This is a genomic window from Nocardioides sp. Root190 (assembly GCF_001428565.1).
Taxonomy (GTDB): Bacteria; Actinomycetota; Actinomycetes; order Propionibacteriales; family Nocardioidaceae; genus Nocardioides.
In genome coordinates this window covers 1-15,075 of record NZ_LMIA01000007.1, presented here as the reverse complement: position 1 = coordinate 15,075, position 15,075 = coordinate 1, and the positions used below count along the sequence as shown (strand labels likewise).

Below are 15,075 nucleotides of genomic sequence, written 5' to 3'. Positions count from 1 at the left end.
CACCTCAGCGCCGTGCGCGCAGCCTGACCACGCCGGCCGCGAGGCAGACCACGCTCAGCGCACCCACGCCGAGACCCGCCACCCGACGGCCGGACAACCACGCGTCGTCCTCGTCCCCGACGACCGGGTTGCCCGAGGCGACGGCGGAGAAGGTGCCGTCGGCCACCAGGAAGGGCTTGTCGGGGGAGTAGCCCTCAGGGCCGGCGGAGTCGTCGGGCGAGACGACGACGTTGGGGTACGACGGCTCGCCGCCGGGCTGTCCGGAGACCGCCACCGTGACCTCGACGGGCACCTCGATGGGCGGCCCCTCGGCGTCCTCGGCCGCGGGCGAGGCGGAGACGGCGACCCAGAACTCGCCGGGGACGTCCGGGACGACGCTGTTGAAGCGGTTGCGGTAGAGCACCGGCCGGGAGCCGGCGACCAGGTCGGCGGCCTCACCCTCGTCATAGGCGCCGTCGGCGCTCTGGCCCTCGACGTCGGTGTTGAGGGCGAACACGTCGCGGGTCGGCCCGATCAGCCGCACCTTGAGCTGGACGCCGCCGTACACGCCCTCGAGCTCGGCCTCGTCGGCCTGCGGCGCCGTGGCGCGAACGACGACCTGCTGACCCCACTGGACGCCGACCCGCCAGAGCTGCTCGTCGCCCTGGGCCAGCTCGGTCGCCAGGGTGGTGCCGCCGGCGACGGGGTCGAGCTGGGGAGCGTCCTGGAACGAGGTCGCGCCGGGCAGGTCCTTGGCCTCGCCGGCGTCCGGGACCTCGAAGGCCACCTCGTCCTCGGGCTCGGGCAGCGACGTCGCGCCGGAGACGGGCGCCTCCTCGACGACCTTGATCGCGATCGGCAGCTCAGCGACGTTGCTGACGTAGCGGCTGACGGCGATCTGGATGGTGTCGGCGCGCAGGCACACCGGACGGTCCGTGGCGTCGGCTGCGCTCGGGCCCACCGCGATCGCGGCACCGAGCAGCGCCTGCGGGAAGGCGAAGCCGGTCGAGTCGTAGTCGGTGCCGCACGTCGCGACGGATCCGGAGTCGTCCACGACACCCGCGTCGACCTTGATGCCGTCGGTGTCGGCGGTGGCCGGTGCCCCGACCACGCCGATGTGGACGGTGCTGTCCTTGATCCGGCGCTGGTAGGTGAAGTGGTGCAGGTTGCGGGCCTCGGAGCCGCCGAGCGTGTCCGCCCACAGACCGGGGCCGATCGCGGTCGGCTGGTCGGGGGTGGTGCTGCCCGTCCCGCCCGGCAGGGCTGCGCCGCCGAGGTCACTCGCGTCGTGCGACTCGGCCGCCGCGACCCCGGTCGTCAGCACGAGCCAGACCAGGGCGACGGCTCCGACGAGGGAGGCAGGGCGACGGCTCACGCGCTGCAGCCTATCCACGCGGCCGCCCGGGGAATCCTCGCGCCGTTGGCTGACTCGGTCCCGGGAGAAGGGAAACGCGGACCGAACTGGCTCTGGTGGCCGCCGCGGCTCGACGTTTCCCTTCGTTCGTGCACGCCTGCTCCGGCTGCCTCAGCCCTCGTCGGCCGAGGCGGCAGGGCCGTCGGCGAGGATGCCGTAGAGACTGCGGCGTGCCTCGACGAGGACGTCGACGGCGGCCCGGCGCTGGCCCTCGGAGCCGGCGCTGACGATCTGCCAGACGGCTCCCATCACCTGGCCGATCTCGGACTTGATGTCGGCGCCGGCCTCTCCCTTGTCCTCGCCGGCCTCGGCGTGCCGGTCGAAGGGAGCCCACAGCGCGGCGAGCTCGTCGGCGTGCTCGGCACACCAGGTCGCTCCCGTGGCGGTGAGGCGCAGGGCACGGCGGCCCTCGGCGTCGTCCAGCTCGACGAGCTGCTCGTCCTGGAGCTGCTGGACGGTCGGGTAGACCGAGCCGGGGCTCGGCTTCCAGGCGCCGCCGCTGCGCTCGGTGATCTGCTGGATCACCTGGTAGCCGTTGGGGGTCTCGTCCCGCTCGGCTGCACTGCGCAGCACGTCGAGGATCGCGGAGCGGACGTCGCCGCGGCGCACCCGGGGACCGCGGCCGCCCTCAGGGCGACCCATCCCGAAGAGACCGGCGACCCACGGCGGGGGCATGCCCGGACCGCCGGGTCCGCCGCGGTGGCCGCGGCCGGCCTCGCCCCACTGGCTCCAGCCGCCCGGGCCGGGGCCGAAGCCCCCGCGCTGGCGGAACGGACGGGGACGGTCGTACTGCTCGAAGTTCGTGTGGTGGTGTCCCATGGCGGGACCTCCTTCGTGATGTCCCGGGCTTCGTGGGCCCGGTGAGTGTTCGTGACTACCGCGTGATGGTTCGTGACCCTGTCGCGATATATCGCAATGGTACGCCGGCGACAGTCACTCCGCAACCCCCTGTGGTGCGCGGGTGTCAGGGCCGGTCAGCGGGCCAGCCAGGCGGCGTACGCCTCGAACGACGACGGGCGGCCCAGGAAGTCGGCGACCAGGTCCGCGGCGTCGGCCGCACCGCCCGGCACGAGGATCCGGTCGCGGTAGCGGTGGGCCACCTCTGGAGCGAACAGGTCGGTGTCGTCGAAGGCGCTGAACATGTCCTTGGCGATCACCAGCGACCACATGTAGGTGTAGTAGGCCGAGCTGTAGCCGCCGAGGTGGCCGAAGCTGGCGAACATGTGGGTGCCCGGGAGGTAGGGCAGCGCGCCGTACCTGTCCTGCAGCTCGACCATCCGGCTGGTCAGGTCGGGGGCCTGCTCGGTGGCCCGGTCGGCGTGGAACCAGTAGGACATCGCCGCGTAGAACATCTGGGTCCGGGTCTGGATGCCCTTGCCGTAGTCGTCGGCCGCGCGCATCGCGGCCACCAGCTCGGCCGGGATCGCCTCACCCGACGCGTCGCGCGCGAAGGTGCGCAGCACGTCCGCGTGCCAGGCCCACTCCTCCAGCATCTGGCTCGGCGCCTCCACGAAGTCCCACTCGGTGGCGACACCAGCGAAGCGGAACCAGTCGCCGTGGCCGGCGAGGACGTGGTGCAGCAGGTGGCCGAACTCGTGGAAGAGGGTCACGACGTGGTCGTGCTCCATCAGCCCGCGGGAGAAGTTGCAGACCAGCACCCCCTCGGGAACCTGCACGCCGCGCACACCGTCGGCGAGGGTGAACTGCGCAGCGTGCTTGTACTTCCCCTCGCGCGGGTGGAGGTCGAGGTAGATCCGGCCGAGCGATGCGCCGTCGCTCCCTGCCGCGGTCGACACGACGTCGTACGCCGTCACCTCGTCGTGCCACACGGGGACCTCGACCGCGTCGTAGCGCAGCTCGAAGAGTCGACCGGTGACGTCGAGCAGGCCCTGGCGGACCAGTCCGAAGTCGAAGTAGGTGCGCACCCGCTGGGCGTCGACCTCGTACTGCTCGGCGCGCACCAGCTCGGCGTAGTACTGGTAGTCGAAGCCCGGCACCGTCTCGGCGTCCGGGTGGTCGCGGCGGTAGCGCTCGAGCACCTGGGCGAGGTCGCGCTCCATCGGTCCGGTCGCCACGGCCGTGATCCGGTCGATGAACTCCGGGATCGCCGGGCCCTCGCCGATCATCTTCACGTCGGCGTCGTACGACGGCCAGTCGGCGTGACCAAGGGTGGTGGCCAGCTCGTGACGCAGGTCGAACAGCTCGGTCAGCAGGCCCTCGGTCGCGGGCCACCCGCGCTCGAGGAAGGCGATCGTGATGTCGCGGCGGACGTCCTGGTCGCGGGCGAACATCCGCACCGGCACGGAGTCGGGGTAGTCGGTGGTGACGGTGACCAGGCCCTCGTCGTCGGCGGGGTGCGCGGCCAGCCAGTCCTCGGGCATCCCGGCCAGCTGCTCGGGGGTCACCCGGATCGTGCGGACGTCGTCGCGGGTGACCCGACTGAACTCCTGGTCGAGCTCGGTGATCCGCTCCCGGATGGTCGTGATCCGGGCCCGGGTCGTCTCGTCCTTGTCGACCCCGGAGCGCCGGAAGTCCGCCCGGACCTTGGCCAGGATGCGCGCGGCGAGGGGGTCCGCAGCGACAGCGGCGTCGTCGATGGCCGCGAACACGTCGTACAGGTCGCGGTCCAGGGACCACTGCGTCGCGACTCGTGACGCCTCCTGCTCGGCCTCGTCGGCCACGTCGCGCGCGGCCTCGGAGGGGTGCACGTTGCCGAACAGCGAGCCCACGGCGGCCACGTTGCCGAGGTGACCGGCGGCGCGGTCCCACTGCTGCAGGACGGCGTGCGGGTCCGCCGGCGGGGCCGAGCGCAGACCCTCGACCAGCTCGCGCGCACGGTCGAGCTCGGCGGTGGCGCGCTCGGAGACCCAGGCGGGCCAGGCGTCGAGCGAGGTCGGGAGGGCGAGGGGAGCGAGCGTCATGGACCCCAGCCTAGGAGCGGACGTGGCGTCGTGTGGAGAAGCCGTGGACCGGCGTTGCCACCTGTGGAACGAACGGGGAGCCGTGGGGGAAGTCGTGTCGATCCCCCGTGGCCCGCGGATTGCGAGAGTTCTTCCATCGGGACAACCACCCCGCCGAAGTCCACATCACACAGGAGAAACACCGTCATGCAGCTGTCCAAGAAGGTTCTCGTCCCGCTCGCCACGCTCACCGCCGCCGGCGCCATCGCGGTCGGCTCGGGTGCCACGTTCACCTCCGAGTCGAACAACACCATCAGCGCCGTGACCGCGGGCACCCTGCAGCAGCTCAACTCGAAGGACGGCGGCGCGATCTTCGACCTGTCGAACCTCAAGCCGGGCGACACCCTCAACGGCAGCCTGACCCTGACGAACACCGGCTCCCTGCCGGCCACGTTCAGCCTGACCGAGACGTCCTCCACCAACACCTTCAGCGGCAGCAACCTGTCCCTGACCATCACCAACACCACCACCGGCACCCCGGTCTACAACGGCACCTTCGGCGGCCTCGTCGACGGCTCCAAGAACGACCTCGGCGTCGTCCAGGCCGGTGTCGCGAACAACTACACGTTCACCGTGAAGCTCGCCACCGGCGCCGGCAACGAGGACCAGGGCAAGGCCGCCTCGGCCGTCTACAAGTGGGACTCGGTCCAGCTCTCCGGCACGACCTACAACCAGTGATCCGTCGCTGAACCCCGCACCACTCCGCTGAACCCGACCGACCCGACCGACCCGAGGAGCGCACCATGGCCGCCCACCGCCGTCCTGCACGAACCCGCCGCCTGGCGGGGTACGCCGCAAACGTCGGCCTGGTCGTGGTGACGCTGCTCGCCGTCGCGTACGTCGTGCCCTCGCTGCTCGGACACGAGCGCTACGTCATCACCGGCGGCTCGATGGCCGGGACGCACGACAAGGGCTCGATCGTGTTCGAGCGGGCAACGGCGGCCGACGAGCTCGAGGTCGGTGACGTCATCACCTACCAGCCGCCGGCCTCCTCGGGCGTGACCACGCTCGTGACCCACCGCATCATCGCGATCGGCCAGGACGACAACGGACGTCAGGTCCTGCGCACCCAGGGCGACGCCAACCCGGACCCCGACCCGTGGCGCTTCTCGCTGACGTCGGAAGAACAACCGGTCGTCGCCTACTCGGTGCCGTACGCCGGCTGGGCGCTCATCGCGCTCGCCGACCGCGAGACCCGGATGCTCATCGTGGGCATTCCGGCCGCACTCATCGCGCTGCTCAGCCTCGGACAGCTGGCAGGCGCGCTCCGATCCCGTCCCGATCCGCACCTGGGGGGGCGGATCGGGACTGCGGGATCCTCCTGAGGCCTGCGGCCGCCTCGTCTGCGTGGGGCAGGCGGGGCGGTCGCAGCCCGTTCCCGACAACCCTCTGAGGGCCAGCGTTCCATTTTGTGGAGAGCGCGTGGCCTGCTCGTCGACCGGCCGTGGGGGCCGGATCCCTAGCGTTGGACCCATCACCGGACAAGGAAAGGAACGACCATGCGACGCACCTCGGCCCTGCTGCTCCTGGCGTTCCTCCTGCTGATCGGCACCCGCCTCGCCGGAACGACCGGCTTCTCCGACGCCACCTTCACCAGCTCCAGCGCGAGCTCCGGCACCGTCCGCGCCGCCGCGGACTGGACGCCCCCCACCGCGGTGCTGACCAACCCCGGCAGCCCGCTGCAGGGCACCGTGACCCTCACCGCCACCGCGAGCGACGCCCAGTCGGCGATCACCTCGGTCGTCTTCCAGTACCTCGCCCCGGGCTCCTCGACCTGGACCACGCTCTGCACGAGCGCGACGGCGCCGTACTCCTGCGCGTGGAACACCAAGGCCGTGACCGACGGCATCCACGACCTGCGCGTGCGGGCCACCAACAGCGCCGGCTACGCCACCACCTCCGAGGAGGTGCGCACCACCGTCGCCAACAACGTCCTGGTCGTCCTGGGCGACCCGGGCGACATCGTCCGCGGCTCGGTGCCGCTGACCAGCACCGTCCACAACGGCGGTCTCCTCCCGTGGATCGTCACCGTGCAGTACGCACCGGCCGGCACCACCACGTGGAAGACGCTCTGCACCGGCCTCAGCTCGCCCTTCAGCTGCACCTGGAACACGACCGGCTTCGCGAGCGACTACTACGACCTCCGCACGATGGCCACGTCCGGCTTCACCACGGTCTACTCCGCCGTGATCACCGACGTCCTGGTCGACAACACCGCGCCGACCGTGACGATGACCGACCCCGGCACGCCACTGCGGGGCACGGTGACCTTCGGCGCCAACGCGGCCGACGAGGACTCGGGCATCAACCAGGTCGTCCTGCAGTACTCCCGCGCCGGTGGCGCCTACCAGACCCTGTGCACCATCGCGACCGACCCGTTCACGTGCCGGTTCGCCACCACCGCTCTCGCTGACGGGACCTACGCCTTCCGCGCGGTCGCCACCGACGCCGCGGGCAACACCACGACCTCGTCGGCCGTCACCAACCGCGTGGTCGACAACACCGTCGCGTCCGTCTCGGTGGACGACCCGGGTGCCTGGCTCACCGGCACCGTCACGATCAGCGCCCAGGCCAGCTCCTCGGCCGGGATCGCCTCGGTCCGCATCCAGCGCGCACCCACCGGCACCAGCACCTGGACCGACCTCTGCACCGATGCCAGCGCGCCGTACTCCTGCACCTGGGCCACCACCACCGTCGGCGACGGGAGCTACGACCTGCGCGCCGTGCTCCTCGACTCCCGCGGCGTCTCGACGACCTCGGCCATCGTCTCCGCACGACGTGTCGACAACAGCCCGCTGCGCGGCGTGGACGTCCAGACGACCAATGGCACCGGCACGGCCGGCCGCATAGACGCCGGGGACACGATCACGCTGACCTACAGCCGCCCGGTGGCGACCACCAGCATCACCTCCGGCTGGACCGGAGCAGCCCTCCCGGTGAGCGTCCGCCTCCGTGACGGCAACCTGCTCGGGCTCGGCAGCAAGGGCGACACCGTCGACGTGCAGCGCAACGGCTCCACCATCGCGCTCGGCTCGATCCTGCTCCGCGAGAACTACATCAAGGCCAGCAAGACCCTCGTCCTCAACGCCACGATGACCGCGACCACGGTCACCGTCGACGGAGTCGAGCGCACCGTGGTGACCCTGGTGCTCGGCACCGTGGCGAGCGGCAGCGGTCAGCGCACCGCCAGCGCGGCCACCGCCATCACCTGGACACCCTCGGCGAGCGCGACCAGCCCGACCGGCACCGCCTGCTCGACGTCCCCGGTCACCGAGTCCGGCAACGCGGACCGGGAGTTCTGATGAGTCGGCACACCCACCCGTCCCGCGCTGCCGCCGCCGTCACCGCCGTCCTCGCGCTGCTGCAGGCGTGGTGGGCCTGGGGCGCCGACGGCGATGCGGCGTCCACCTCGGCGGTGCTGGCACCGATCACGTTGATCGCCGCGGCCGCCCTGGCCCGGGTGAACTGCCTGGAGACGCGGCTGGTCGTCGTGCTCGCTGCGTTCGCCCAGCTCGGCCTGATCGGACTCGCGCTGCTGCTGGGTCTTCCCGGGCAGCCCCGACACTCCGTCGACACGCAGGCCGTGGCCGCGCTCGTGGTTCCCTTCGTCGTCCTCGTCCTGATCGACCTCGACCGACAGACCCGTCGGGCTCGCCGCAAGGGTTCCGCCGACCCCAAGGAGTCCTCCCCCTATGCTCGATGAGTGTCCGTGCGCCTGTTGATCGTCGAGGACGATGACGCCATCGCTGCACCTCTCCTGCGCGCCGTCCAGCGCGAGGGCTACGAGGTCACCCGCGTCGCAGCGGGCCAGCCGGCCCTCGAGCACGTCGCCGCCGGAGGCGTGGACCTGGTCCTGCTGGACCTCGGTCTGCCCGACATGGACGGCCTCGACGTGTGCCGCCAGCTCCGCGCGAACGGGTTCGAGGGAGGCATCGTGATCCTCACCGCCCGCGCCGGCGAGCTCGACCGGGTGGTCGGTCTCGACGTCGGCGCCGACGACTACCTCGCCAAGCCGTTCAGTCTCTCCGAGCTGCTGGCCCGGGTCCGCGCGCTGTTGCGCCGCTCCGGCCGCCCGGCGGCGGAGGGCGAGCCCGAGCCGTCCGCACCTGCGTCCGACACTGCACCGACACCGGCCGCTGCCACCCACGGGTTCCGCGTTGACCGGGCGGCCCGCCGCGCGTGGGTCGACTCCGTGGAGCTCTCGCTGACCGCCAAGGAATTCGACGTCCTCGCCCTGCTCGACGACCAGCACGGCGCGGTCGTCAGCCGCGAGACGCTGATGTCCGAGGTCTGGGACGAGAACTGGTTCGGCTCCACCAAGACCCTCGACGCGACGGTCGGCCGACTGCGGCAGAAGCTGCAGGACGGCGGCGCTCCCGTCGTGCTCGGCACGGTCCGCGGCGTCGGCTTCCGCCTGGAGGGCGCAGCGGGCGATGCGTGAGCGCCTGGTCATCGCCTTCGTGGGCCTGACCCTCGCTGTCATCGGCCTCTACGGCATCCCGCGCGCCTACTTCCTCGCCGACCTCGTCCGGGAACGCGAGACGACCACGCTCGAGGACACCGCCTCGATGATCACTGCGCTCGTCGAGGAACGCGTCGACGGCGGCGGCAGCATCGACTCGGACCTGCTGGTCAACGGCCTCAGCGGCGCCGAGCACATCGTCTACCGGCCCTCCGACGGCGGTCCGACGGTCCAGGCCGGAAGCGGCCGGATGGACGACGACGGCGGCCTCGAGGTCACCAGGAACGTCCCCGGCGGGCGGGTCGAGCTCAGCCTCTCCGGGGACACCGTCAGCAAGGGCGTTCGCGACGCGATCACACCGCTGGTGCTGCTCGGGCTCGCCCTGGGCCTGGGCTCCGCGATCTTCGGCCTGGTCCTCGCGCGGCGTCTCTCCCAGCCCTTCCAGGAGCTCGCCGAGCACTCCAGCGAGCTCGGCCACGGCCGGTTCGACCTCGACATCCCGACGTACGCCGTCCCGGAGGCCGAGGCGATCGGCGCCTCGTTGCGCGGCGCGGCCGCCCGGCTCGACGACCTGGTCCGCCGCGAACGCGAGTTCGCCGCCAACGCCTCCCACCAGCTCCGCACGCCGATCACGGCCCTGCGACTGAGCCTGGAGGACCTGACCCTCTGGCCGGAGACGCCGGCCGAGGTCAGCCAGGAGATCCAGCACGGCCTCGGGGAGCTGGACCGGTTGAGCACCGCCATCGACGAGCTGCTCGCCCTGGCCCGGGGCCGCCGCATCGCCGCAGAGGAGCAGGTCGACCTCGTCGCGATCGTGCACGCGAGCGCCGAGCGCTGGACCCAGCGACTGACCAGGGAGTCCCGCGAGCTGCAGGTCCGGCGGTCCGGGCGGCGATCGCGCACCCAGGTCCCGGTGGGGCCGCTGGAGCAGGTCCTCGACGTGCTGATCGACAACGCCCGCAAGCACGGCGAGGGCACGATCACCATCGAGGTGCGCGACGCCGACACCCACCTGGAGATCGTGGTGAGCGACGAGGGCTCCCCCCAGCTCGGGCCGGAGGTCTTCCACCGCGGGGTCAGCTCGCACACCGAGGGTTCCGAGGGCATCGGCCTGGCGCTGGCCTCCGAGCTCGTCGAGGTGTGCGGCGGGCACCTGTCGCTGGACGCGACCTCGCCCACGACCCGCTTCGTGGTGTGGCTCCCGCCGCGGGACCGCCCGGTCAGCTGACCAGCTCGCCGCGCCTGCGGGTCAGGTAGGCCCGCTCGGCGGTGTTGTCGCACACGCCCAGCGCGGCGTCGTACGCCTCCCGGCTCTCCGCGGAGCGCCCCAGTCGGCGGAGCAGCTCGGCCCGCGTGACGTGCCAGGCGTGGTAACCCTCGAGCGGCAGGCGCTCGACGATCGCCAGGGCCACCTCGGGTCCGTCGAGCTCGGCCACCGCGACGGCGCGGTTGAGCGCGACGATCGGCGAGGAGTCGATCCGGGCGAGCTGGTCGTAGAGCGCGACGACCTGGGACCAGTCGGTCGCGGCCGCCGTCGGGGCGTCGGTGTGGACGGCGTTGACCGCAGCGAGGATCTGGTAGCGGCCGGGACGGTTCGCCGCCAGGCACTGGCGCACCAGGCCGTGGCCCTCGGCGATGAGGGTGCGGTCCCACCCGCCACGGTCCTGCTCGTCGAGCGGCACCAGGACGCCCTCGCGCACCCGGGCGGCGCGGCGCGACTCGGTCAGCAGCAGCAACGCCAGCAGGCCGGTGGCCTCGAGGTCCTCGGGCATCAGCTCGTGCAGGGTGCGCGCCAGCCGGATCGCCTCGCCGGTGAGCTCGGTGCGGACGGGTTCGCCGTCGGCGGCCGACAGGTAGCCCTCGTTGAAGATCAGCAGCAGGACCGCCAGCACCGCTCCGACCCGCGCCGGCAGGTCCTCGGGGCCGGGCACGCGGTAGGGGATGTTCGCGCCCTTGATCTTCGACTTCGCGCGGGTGATCCGCTGCGCCATCGTCGTCTCCTGGACGAGGAAGGCGGCGGCGATCTCCGCGACGGTGAGGCCGCCGAGCAGGCGCAGGGTCAGGGCGATCCGGGTCTCGGGCGCCAACGCCGGGTGGCAGCAGGTGAAGACCAGGCGGAGCCGGTCGTCGGCGATGACGCCGGTCGGCTCGTGGGGTGAGTCGTCGTGGATCATGGCAGCCGCCTCGTGCTTGCCCTCGCGCACCTTCTCGCGACGGAGCCGGTCGATGGCCCGGCGGACGGCTGTCGTGGTCAGCCAGCCACCGGGGTTGGGGGGCACGCCCGTCTCGGGCCACTTCTCGAGGGCGACCAGCAGCGCCTCCCCGGCCGCCTCCTCGGCGACGTCGATGTCGCCGAAGCGGCGGACCAGGGAAGCGATCAGTCGGCCGTACTCCTCGCGGAAGATCCGCTCGACGGCTGTGCCCGTGTCGGGGTCGGTCACCGGTCGGGATCGGTCACGCGTCGGTCGGCGGCTCGGCCTGGAACGGCCGGACCTCGACCTTGCCCCGGCATGCCTTCGACCCGCTGGCGGCGTAGGCGAGAGCGGCGTCCAGGTCCGGGACGTCGAGGATCCAGAAGCCGCCGATGTGCTCCTTGGTCTCGAGGTAGGGGCCGTCGGTGAAGACGGGCTCGTCGCCCTGGCCGTCGACGACGGTGGCCGTCTCCGCACCCTCGAGTCCGCCGGCGAACACCCAGACCCCGTCGGCCTGGAGCTTCTGGTTGAAGGCCTCGACGGCCGCGAAAAGCTCGGGCCACTCCGACTCGGGGACCGCGGCGTTCTCTTCCTCGCTGCCGTGCACGGTGAGCAGGTACTGCGTCATGGGTTTCTCCTGAGTTCCCGAGGCGGTCCCGATGACCGCCTCACATCATCACCACGAAGGGGTTCGCACCGATACGACAGGCTGCCACAGAACTTTTCATCGATTTCTTCCGCAGCCTCGGTCTCCCGCCCGACAACCCTTGCCCGGACGGCCACGACGGGAGGACTCTCGTCAGGTGTTCAAGAAGCTGAAGCAGTTCGGTCAGGCGTTCAGTCCGGAGAATTTCCGCCAGGGACTCGAGAACAGCCGCGCCGCCATCGCCAACGGTGGTCGGCTCACCGAGGAACAGCTCGCGGCCATGACCCCCGAGCAGCGCGCAACCTACGACGAGGCGATGGCGCGGGCGGCGCTCGCCGTCGAGGAGTCGATCGCCGGGGAGCGCGCCCGCCGGGTGCTGCTCGGTCCTGCGGGCGATCACCTCTACGGGACCATGCCGGACCGGGAACAACTGACGACGATCGACCTCGGCGCCCAGCTCAGCCAGGCTGCCGACGGCTTCCGCCAGGCACTCCGCAGCACCGTGAAGGGCAAGCCCCCGCCGCTCCCGCCGAGACCGCCGGTCAGTGCCGATCCCGCCGAGCAGTCCGCCCACGAGCGGGCCTGGCGCGAGGAGTCCCGGACGCCGTACCTCGCCGACGGGCGCAGCCCGGTCGTGTTCACGCGCATCGCCACCGACCGCAAGCGACCGCTCGAGGAGCTCGCTGCGTGGCTCGGCACCTCCGGTCTCGCGGGTCGTCCCGACCTCGTGTACGGCGTCGCCCGGGTCCCCGACCACGTGCCGGGCGGCCTCGGGATCCGCAAGGCGTCGATCATCGAGTGGGAGATCGTGCACGCAGCACAGGCGGCGCTGGCCCCGGCTCCCCCGGCAGGCTTCGCGGAGTTCGACGCCCGCGAGACGTGGGTCGCGCGCCGGGCCGGCGAGCCGTCGATCCTCGACGAGGACCTGGGCGTGGAGCACCTCGCCCGGGCCGGCCTCGGCCCCGAACAGAGCCTCGGCATCGCCCGCAGGGTCGGCGTCGACGCCTCCTCCGGGGGCGACGAGAGCTCGAACCCCTACGTCCTGGTCGGCGTGACGGGCGTGATCGTCCTCCACCCGGCCGGCATGGCGGTCGGCGCCGTGGGGAGGATGCGCGCGGCCCGTCCCCTCGCCCTTGCCCCGCGCGAGGACGTGCACGTCGCCGTCCTGAACTGGCTGGAGATCCGCAAGGTCGTGATGCCCCGCACCGACCGGCGACCGGTCGTTCCGTCGCCGTTCCCCTACCTGCCCAGCACCCCGCAGGAGCTGCTGCAGGCCTACCTCGCGATCGTGGGTCTGCGCCCCCGGGACTGCTACAGCGCCCAGGTCACCCAGGACCAGCCCGGCAACATCCTCGGCGGCACGGCGCACGTCACCACCACCAGCGCGGAGAAGGAGCCCGCCGCCGACGGCGAGATGCGCAAGAGGTTCCGCGGCGGCAGTCGGGTGGTCGTGGCCTACCGCGACGCACCGGAGTACGCCGAGGGGCGGGCTCGTTGGGCGGCGTACGAACGGGACGTCCTGCAGGCCCAGCTGTGGGTCGGCACCGCCGTACGCGCGCCGCTCGACGCGCAGAGCGCCTTCGACCGCGGTGCTCTCGGGGCGCTCGTGCGCACGGCCGAGGTGGTCGGCGACGTCGTCAGCGGCAACGGGTGGGACTCGACCGAGTTCGACAGGATCCCGCGGCACCGCTACTGCTGGCCGCCGGTGCAGTAGGGCCTCGATGGTCGAGGATCCTCAGGCCAGTCGCTCGACCAGGTGGATCTCGACTCCGACAGCGGCAGGGTTGGGCGGTCTACCTACCGTTCGCGCACGACGATGCCGCGCTCTGCTGCCAGGGCGGGCGCCAGGTCATGGAGCTGTCGCGGGCTGATGACGACCCCGCGCAGACTGTCCAGGCCGTCGATCTCGGCGATGTCCGCGCCGCGTAGGTCGACGTGCTCGAAGGTCCCTTGCTGGGCGGTCAACCTCGACAGGCGGGTCTCGCTGAAGCGAACGCGACGGGCGGTGGTCTGAACGAAGTCGAGCTCTTCGATGATGCAACCGGTGAAGGCGACGTCGAGCAATTCGGCTCCACGCAGGTTGATGTAGCCGAGCTTGCAGTCGACGAAGTGCACCGAGGACCAGCGGGCTTCGTAGGCCTCGACCGATCCGAGTCGGGAGTCACGCACGTGCAGGTCGCGCCACTCGGTCCGTGCCGCCTTCATCACGGGTGAGTCCATTCGAGTCACTGTGGTCTCGCGCAGGCGGGTGGCGTTCCAGTCGGTCTCGCGTGTGGAGATGCCTTCGAGTCGGCACATGTCGAGGGTCGCCGCACGCATCGCGAGAGTCGAGGTGGCCACATCGGTGAAGACTGCGGCGTGCAGGTCAGCGTTGGGGACGAGCTGATCGGGTTGGCCGACCTCGAGTTGGCCGTGGCGGATCGGGTCGATCTTGGGTGCGTGGACGCGGTGGTGGCGTGGCTCGGGCATAGCGGTTCCTGTCATCCGGGCGAGGTGTGTGGTCTGAACGTGCGTTTGACCACTGCCTAGTTGAAGACCGAGCGCCCCATGATCGCGATCTGGTGAAACTTCGCCTGCTCAGAGGCGGGGCCGATGCACATGCGCCAGGTGAGGGCGGGAGATGCGGCCGAGGACATGACTGAAATCCTAACGAAGAGGAAGAGCGGCCGCTCAGACGCACCAGCACCATGGGACGGACTGTCGGCATGGCCGGGCGGAATCACAATGCCGCTGCGGTCGACGAGCAGACTCGTCAGAATCAGGTCGTCGACGACCTGTGTCCCCAAGCGTGGAAGTAGCCATGTCTCCGCAGTTCGCACCTCGGCCGCCCGACGATCAGATCCGCGCGATCCTGGGATGGGACACGTTCAGGTGGGCCGTCGATCACCTGCCGGCCGGCGTCTCGATTGACGATGTCAGATTCGTGGACCTGATCTCGGTGACACGGGAGGACGTCGACCGGTGGGTCGAGCGGCATGGTTTCGCCACGACGTCCGTCCGGGACGACCGCTACGACGGGGCCGAGGCCCTCTACCTGCTCCCGGAGGACGACGGTTGGGTGGTCTTCTACTCGGAGCGAGGCCAGCGAAGCTTCGCGCACCACTTCGCCGTCCGGGCAGAAGCCCGACGCTGGGTCGTCGACCATCTCTACGACTCCGCCCGCACGTCGCTCAACCATCGGTGGTGGCATGCCCATCCCGACGCGCGGCCGTCGAGCATCGGCACCATGCCGTGAACTGAGGAGGGTCAGGCGGCGTCGTGGATCAGTTCGACGTCGGTGAAGTAGATGTCGGGGCGTGGTCGGAATGGCTCACGGGTTGGTGTCGTGAGCTTGCGGGTTCCGGTGTTGTCGACCAGGTAGTGGGCCCCGTGGGGATCTCGCCAGAGGATGATCCCGGGGAAGGGTTGTCGACACTCCCACC

General features: G+C 71.4%; 14 protein-coding genes. 8 read left to right on the top strand and 6 right to left on the bottom strand.

Annotated elements, in window-relative coordinates:
- Positions 1-4 precede the first annotated feature (4 nt).
- The 3 genes from ASE01_RS04405 to ASE01_RS04395 all read right to left on the bottom strand — a co-directional run bounded on the left by ASE01_RS04405 (position 5) and on the right by ASE01_RS04395 (position 4,314).
- Positions 5-1,354, bottom strand: a complete 1,350-nt coding sequence (locus ASE01_RS04405) for a hypothetical protein (protein ID WP_056748859.1) — start codon at positions 1,352-1,354, stop codon at positions 5-7.
- 150 nt (positions 1,355-1,504) lie between these two features.
- The gene (locus tag ASE01_RS04400; RefSeq protein WP_056748857.1) at positions 1,505-2,212 is read right to left on the bottom strand and encodes a PadR family transcriptional regulator; all 708 of its coding nucleotides are present in this window, start codon (positions 2,210-2,212) and stop codon (positions 1,505-1,507) included.
- 155 nt (positions 2,213-2,367) lie between these two features.
- Positions 2,368-4,314 carry a M3 family metallopeptidase gene (locus ASE01_RS04395; RefSeq protein ID WP_056748855.1) on the bottom strand — a complete coding sequence of 649 codons (1,947 nt, stop codon included), beginning with the start codon at positions 4,312-4,314 and terminating at the stop codon, positions 2,368-2,370.
- A 186-nt stretch (positions 4,315-4,500) separates the two neighbouring features.
- Here ASE01_RS04395 and ASE01_RS04390 point away from each other — a divergent pair, with 186 nt between their 5' ends.
- The 6 genes from ASE01_RS04390 to ASE01_RS04365 all read left to right on the top strand — a co-directional run bounded on the left by ASE01_RS04390 (position 4,501) and on the right by ASE01_RS04365 (position 10,043).
- On the top strand, positions 4,501-5,031 hold the full coding sequence (locus tag ASE01_RS04390) for a TasA family protein (protein ID WP_056748852.1): 531 nt from the start codon (positions 4,501-4,503) through the stop codon (positions 5,029-5,031).
- A gap of 65 nt (positions 5,032-5,096) precedes the next feature.
- Positions 5,097-5,678 (top strand): signal peptidase I, encoded by a 582-nt coding sequence (locus ASE01_RS04385; RefSeq protein WP_056748851.1) that lies wholly within the window; start codon positions 5,097-5,099, stop codon positions 5,676-5,678.
- A gap of 174 nt (positions 5,679-5,852) precedes the next feature.
- Entirely contained in the window at positions 5,853-7,655 is a 1,803-nt protein-coding gene (locus ASE01_RS24280; RefSeq protein ID WP_056748849.1) for an Ig-like domain-containing protein, read from the top strand.
- The gene (locus tag ASE01_RS04375; protein WP_056748848.1) at positions 7,655-8,056 is read left to right on the top strand and encodes a hypothetical protein; all 402 of its coding nucleotides are present in this window, start codon (positions 7,655-7,657) and stop codon (positions 8,054-8,056) included. The genes ASE01_RS24280 and ASE01_RS04375 overlap by 1 nt, the downstream gene beginning before the upstream one ends.
- 6 nt (positions 8,057-8,062) lie before the next feature.
- Positions 8,063-8,794: a response regulator transcription factor gene (locus ASE01_RS04370; RefSeq protein WP_056749332.1), complete on the top strand. Its 732-nt coding sequence runs from the start codon at positions 8,063-8,065 to the stop codon at positions 8,792-8,794.
- Entirely contained in the window at positions 8,787-10,043 is a 1,257-nt protein-coding gene (locus ASE01_RS04365) for a sensor histidine kinase (protein ID WP_056748846.1), read from the top strand. The genes ASE01_RS04370 and ASE01_RS04365 overlap by 8 nt, the downstream gene beginning before the upstream one ends.
- Here the strand turns inward: ASE01_RS04365 and ASE01_RS04360 are convergent.
- Together ASE01_RS04360 and ASE01_RS04355 are read right to left on the bottom strand one after the other, a co-directional pair.
- Entirely contained in the window at positions 10,036-11,256 is a 1,221-nt protein-coding gene (locus ASE01_RS04360; RefSeq protein WP_056748844.1) for an RNA polymerase sigma factor, read from the bottom strand. The two genes, ASE01_RS04365 and ASE01_RS04360, sit on opposite strands and share 8 nt — an antisense overlap.
- A 13-nt stretch (positions 11,257-11,269) precedes the next feature.
- Positions 11,270-11,635 carry a YciI family protein gene (locus tag ASE01_RS04355; RefSeq protein WP_056748842.1) on the bottom strand — a complete coding sequence of 122 codons (366 nt, stop codon included), beginning with the start codon at positions 11,633-11,635 and terminating at the stop codon, positions 11,270-11,272.
- A 175-nt stretch (positions 11,636-11,810) separates the two neighbouring features.
- On the opposite strand from ASE01_RS04355, the gene ASE01_RS04350 reads away from it, so the two are divergent.
- The gene (locus ASE01_RS04350) at positions 11,811-13,367 is read left to right on the top strand and encodes a hypothetical protein (protein ID WP_056748839.1); all 1,557 of its coding nucleotides are present in this window, start codon (positions 11,811-11,813) and stop codon (positions 13,365-13,367) included.
- An 83-nt stretch (positions 13,368-13,450) separates the two neighbouring features.
- Here ASE01_RS04350 and ASE01_RS04345 read toward each other — a convergent pair whose 3' ends face one another.
- Positions 13,451-14,122, bottom strand: coding sequence for a pentapeptide repeat-containing protein (locus ASE01_RS04345; RefSeq protein ID WP_056748836.1), 672 nt, complete (start codon positions 14,120-14,122; stop codon positions 13,451-13,453).
- 454 nt (positions 14,123-14,576) lie between these two features.
- Here ASE01_RS04345 and ASE01_RS04335 point away from each other — a divergent pair, with 454 nt between their 5' ends.
- The gene (locus tag ASE01_RS04335) at positions 14,577-14,888 is read left to right on the top strand and encodes a hypothetical protein (protein WP_157537091.1); all 312 of its coding nucleotides are present in this window, start codon (positions 14,577-14,579) and stop codon (positions 14,886-14,888) included.
- Positions 14,889-15,075: the final 187 nt, after the last annotated feature.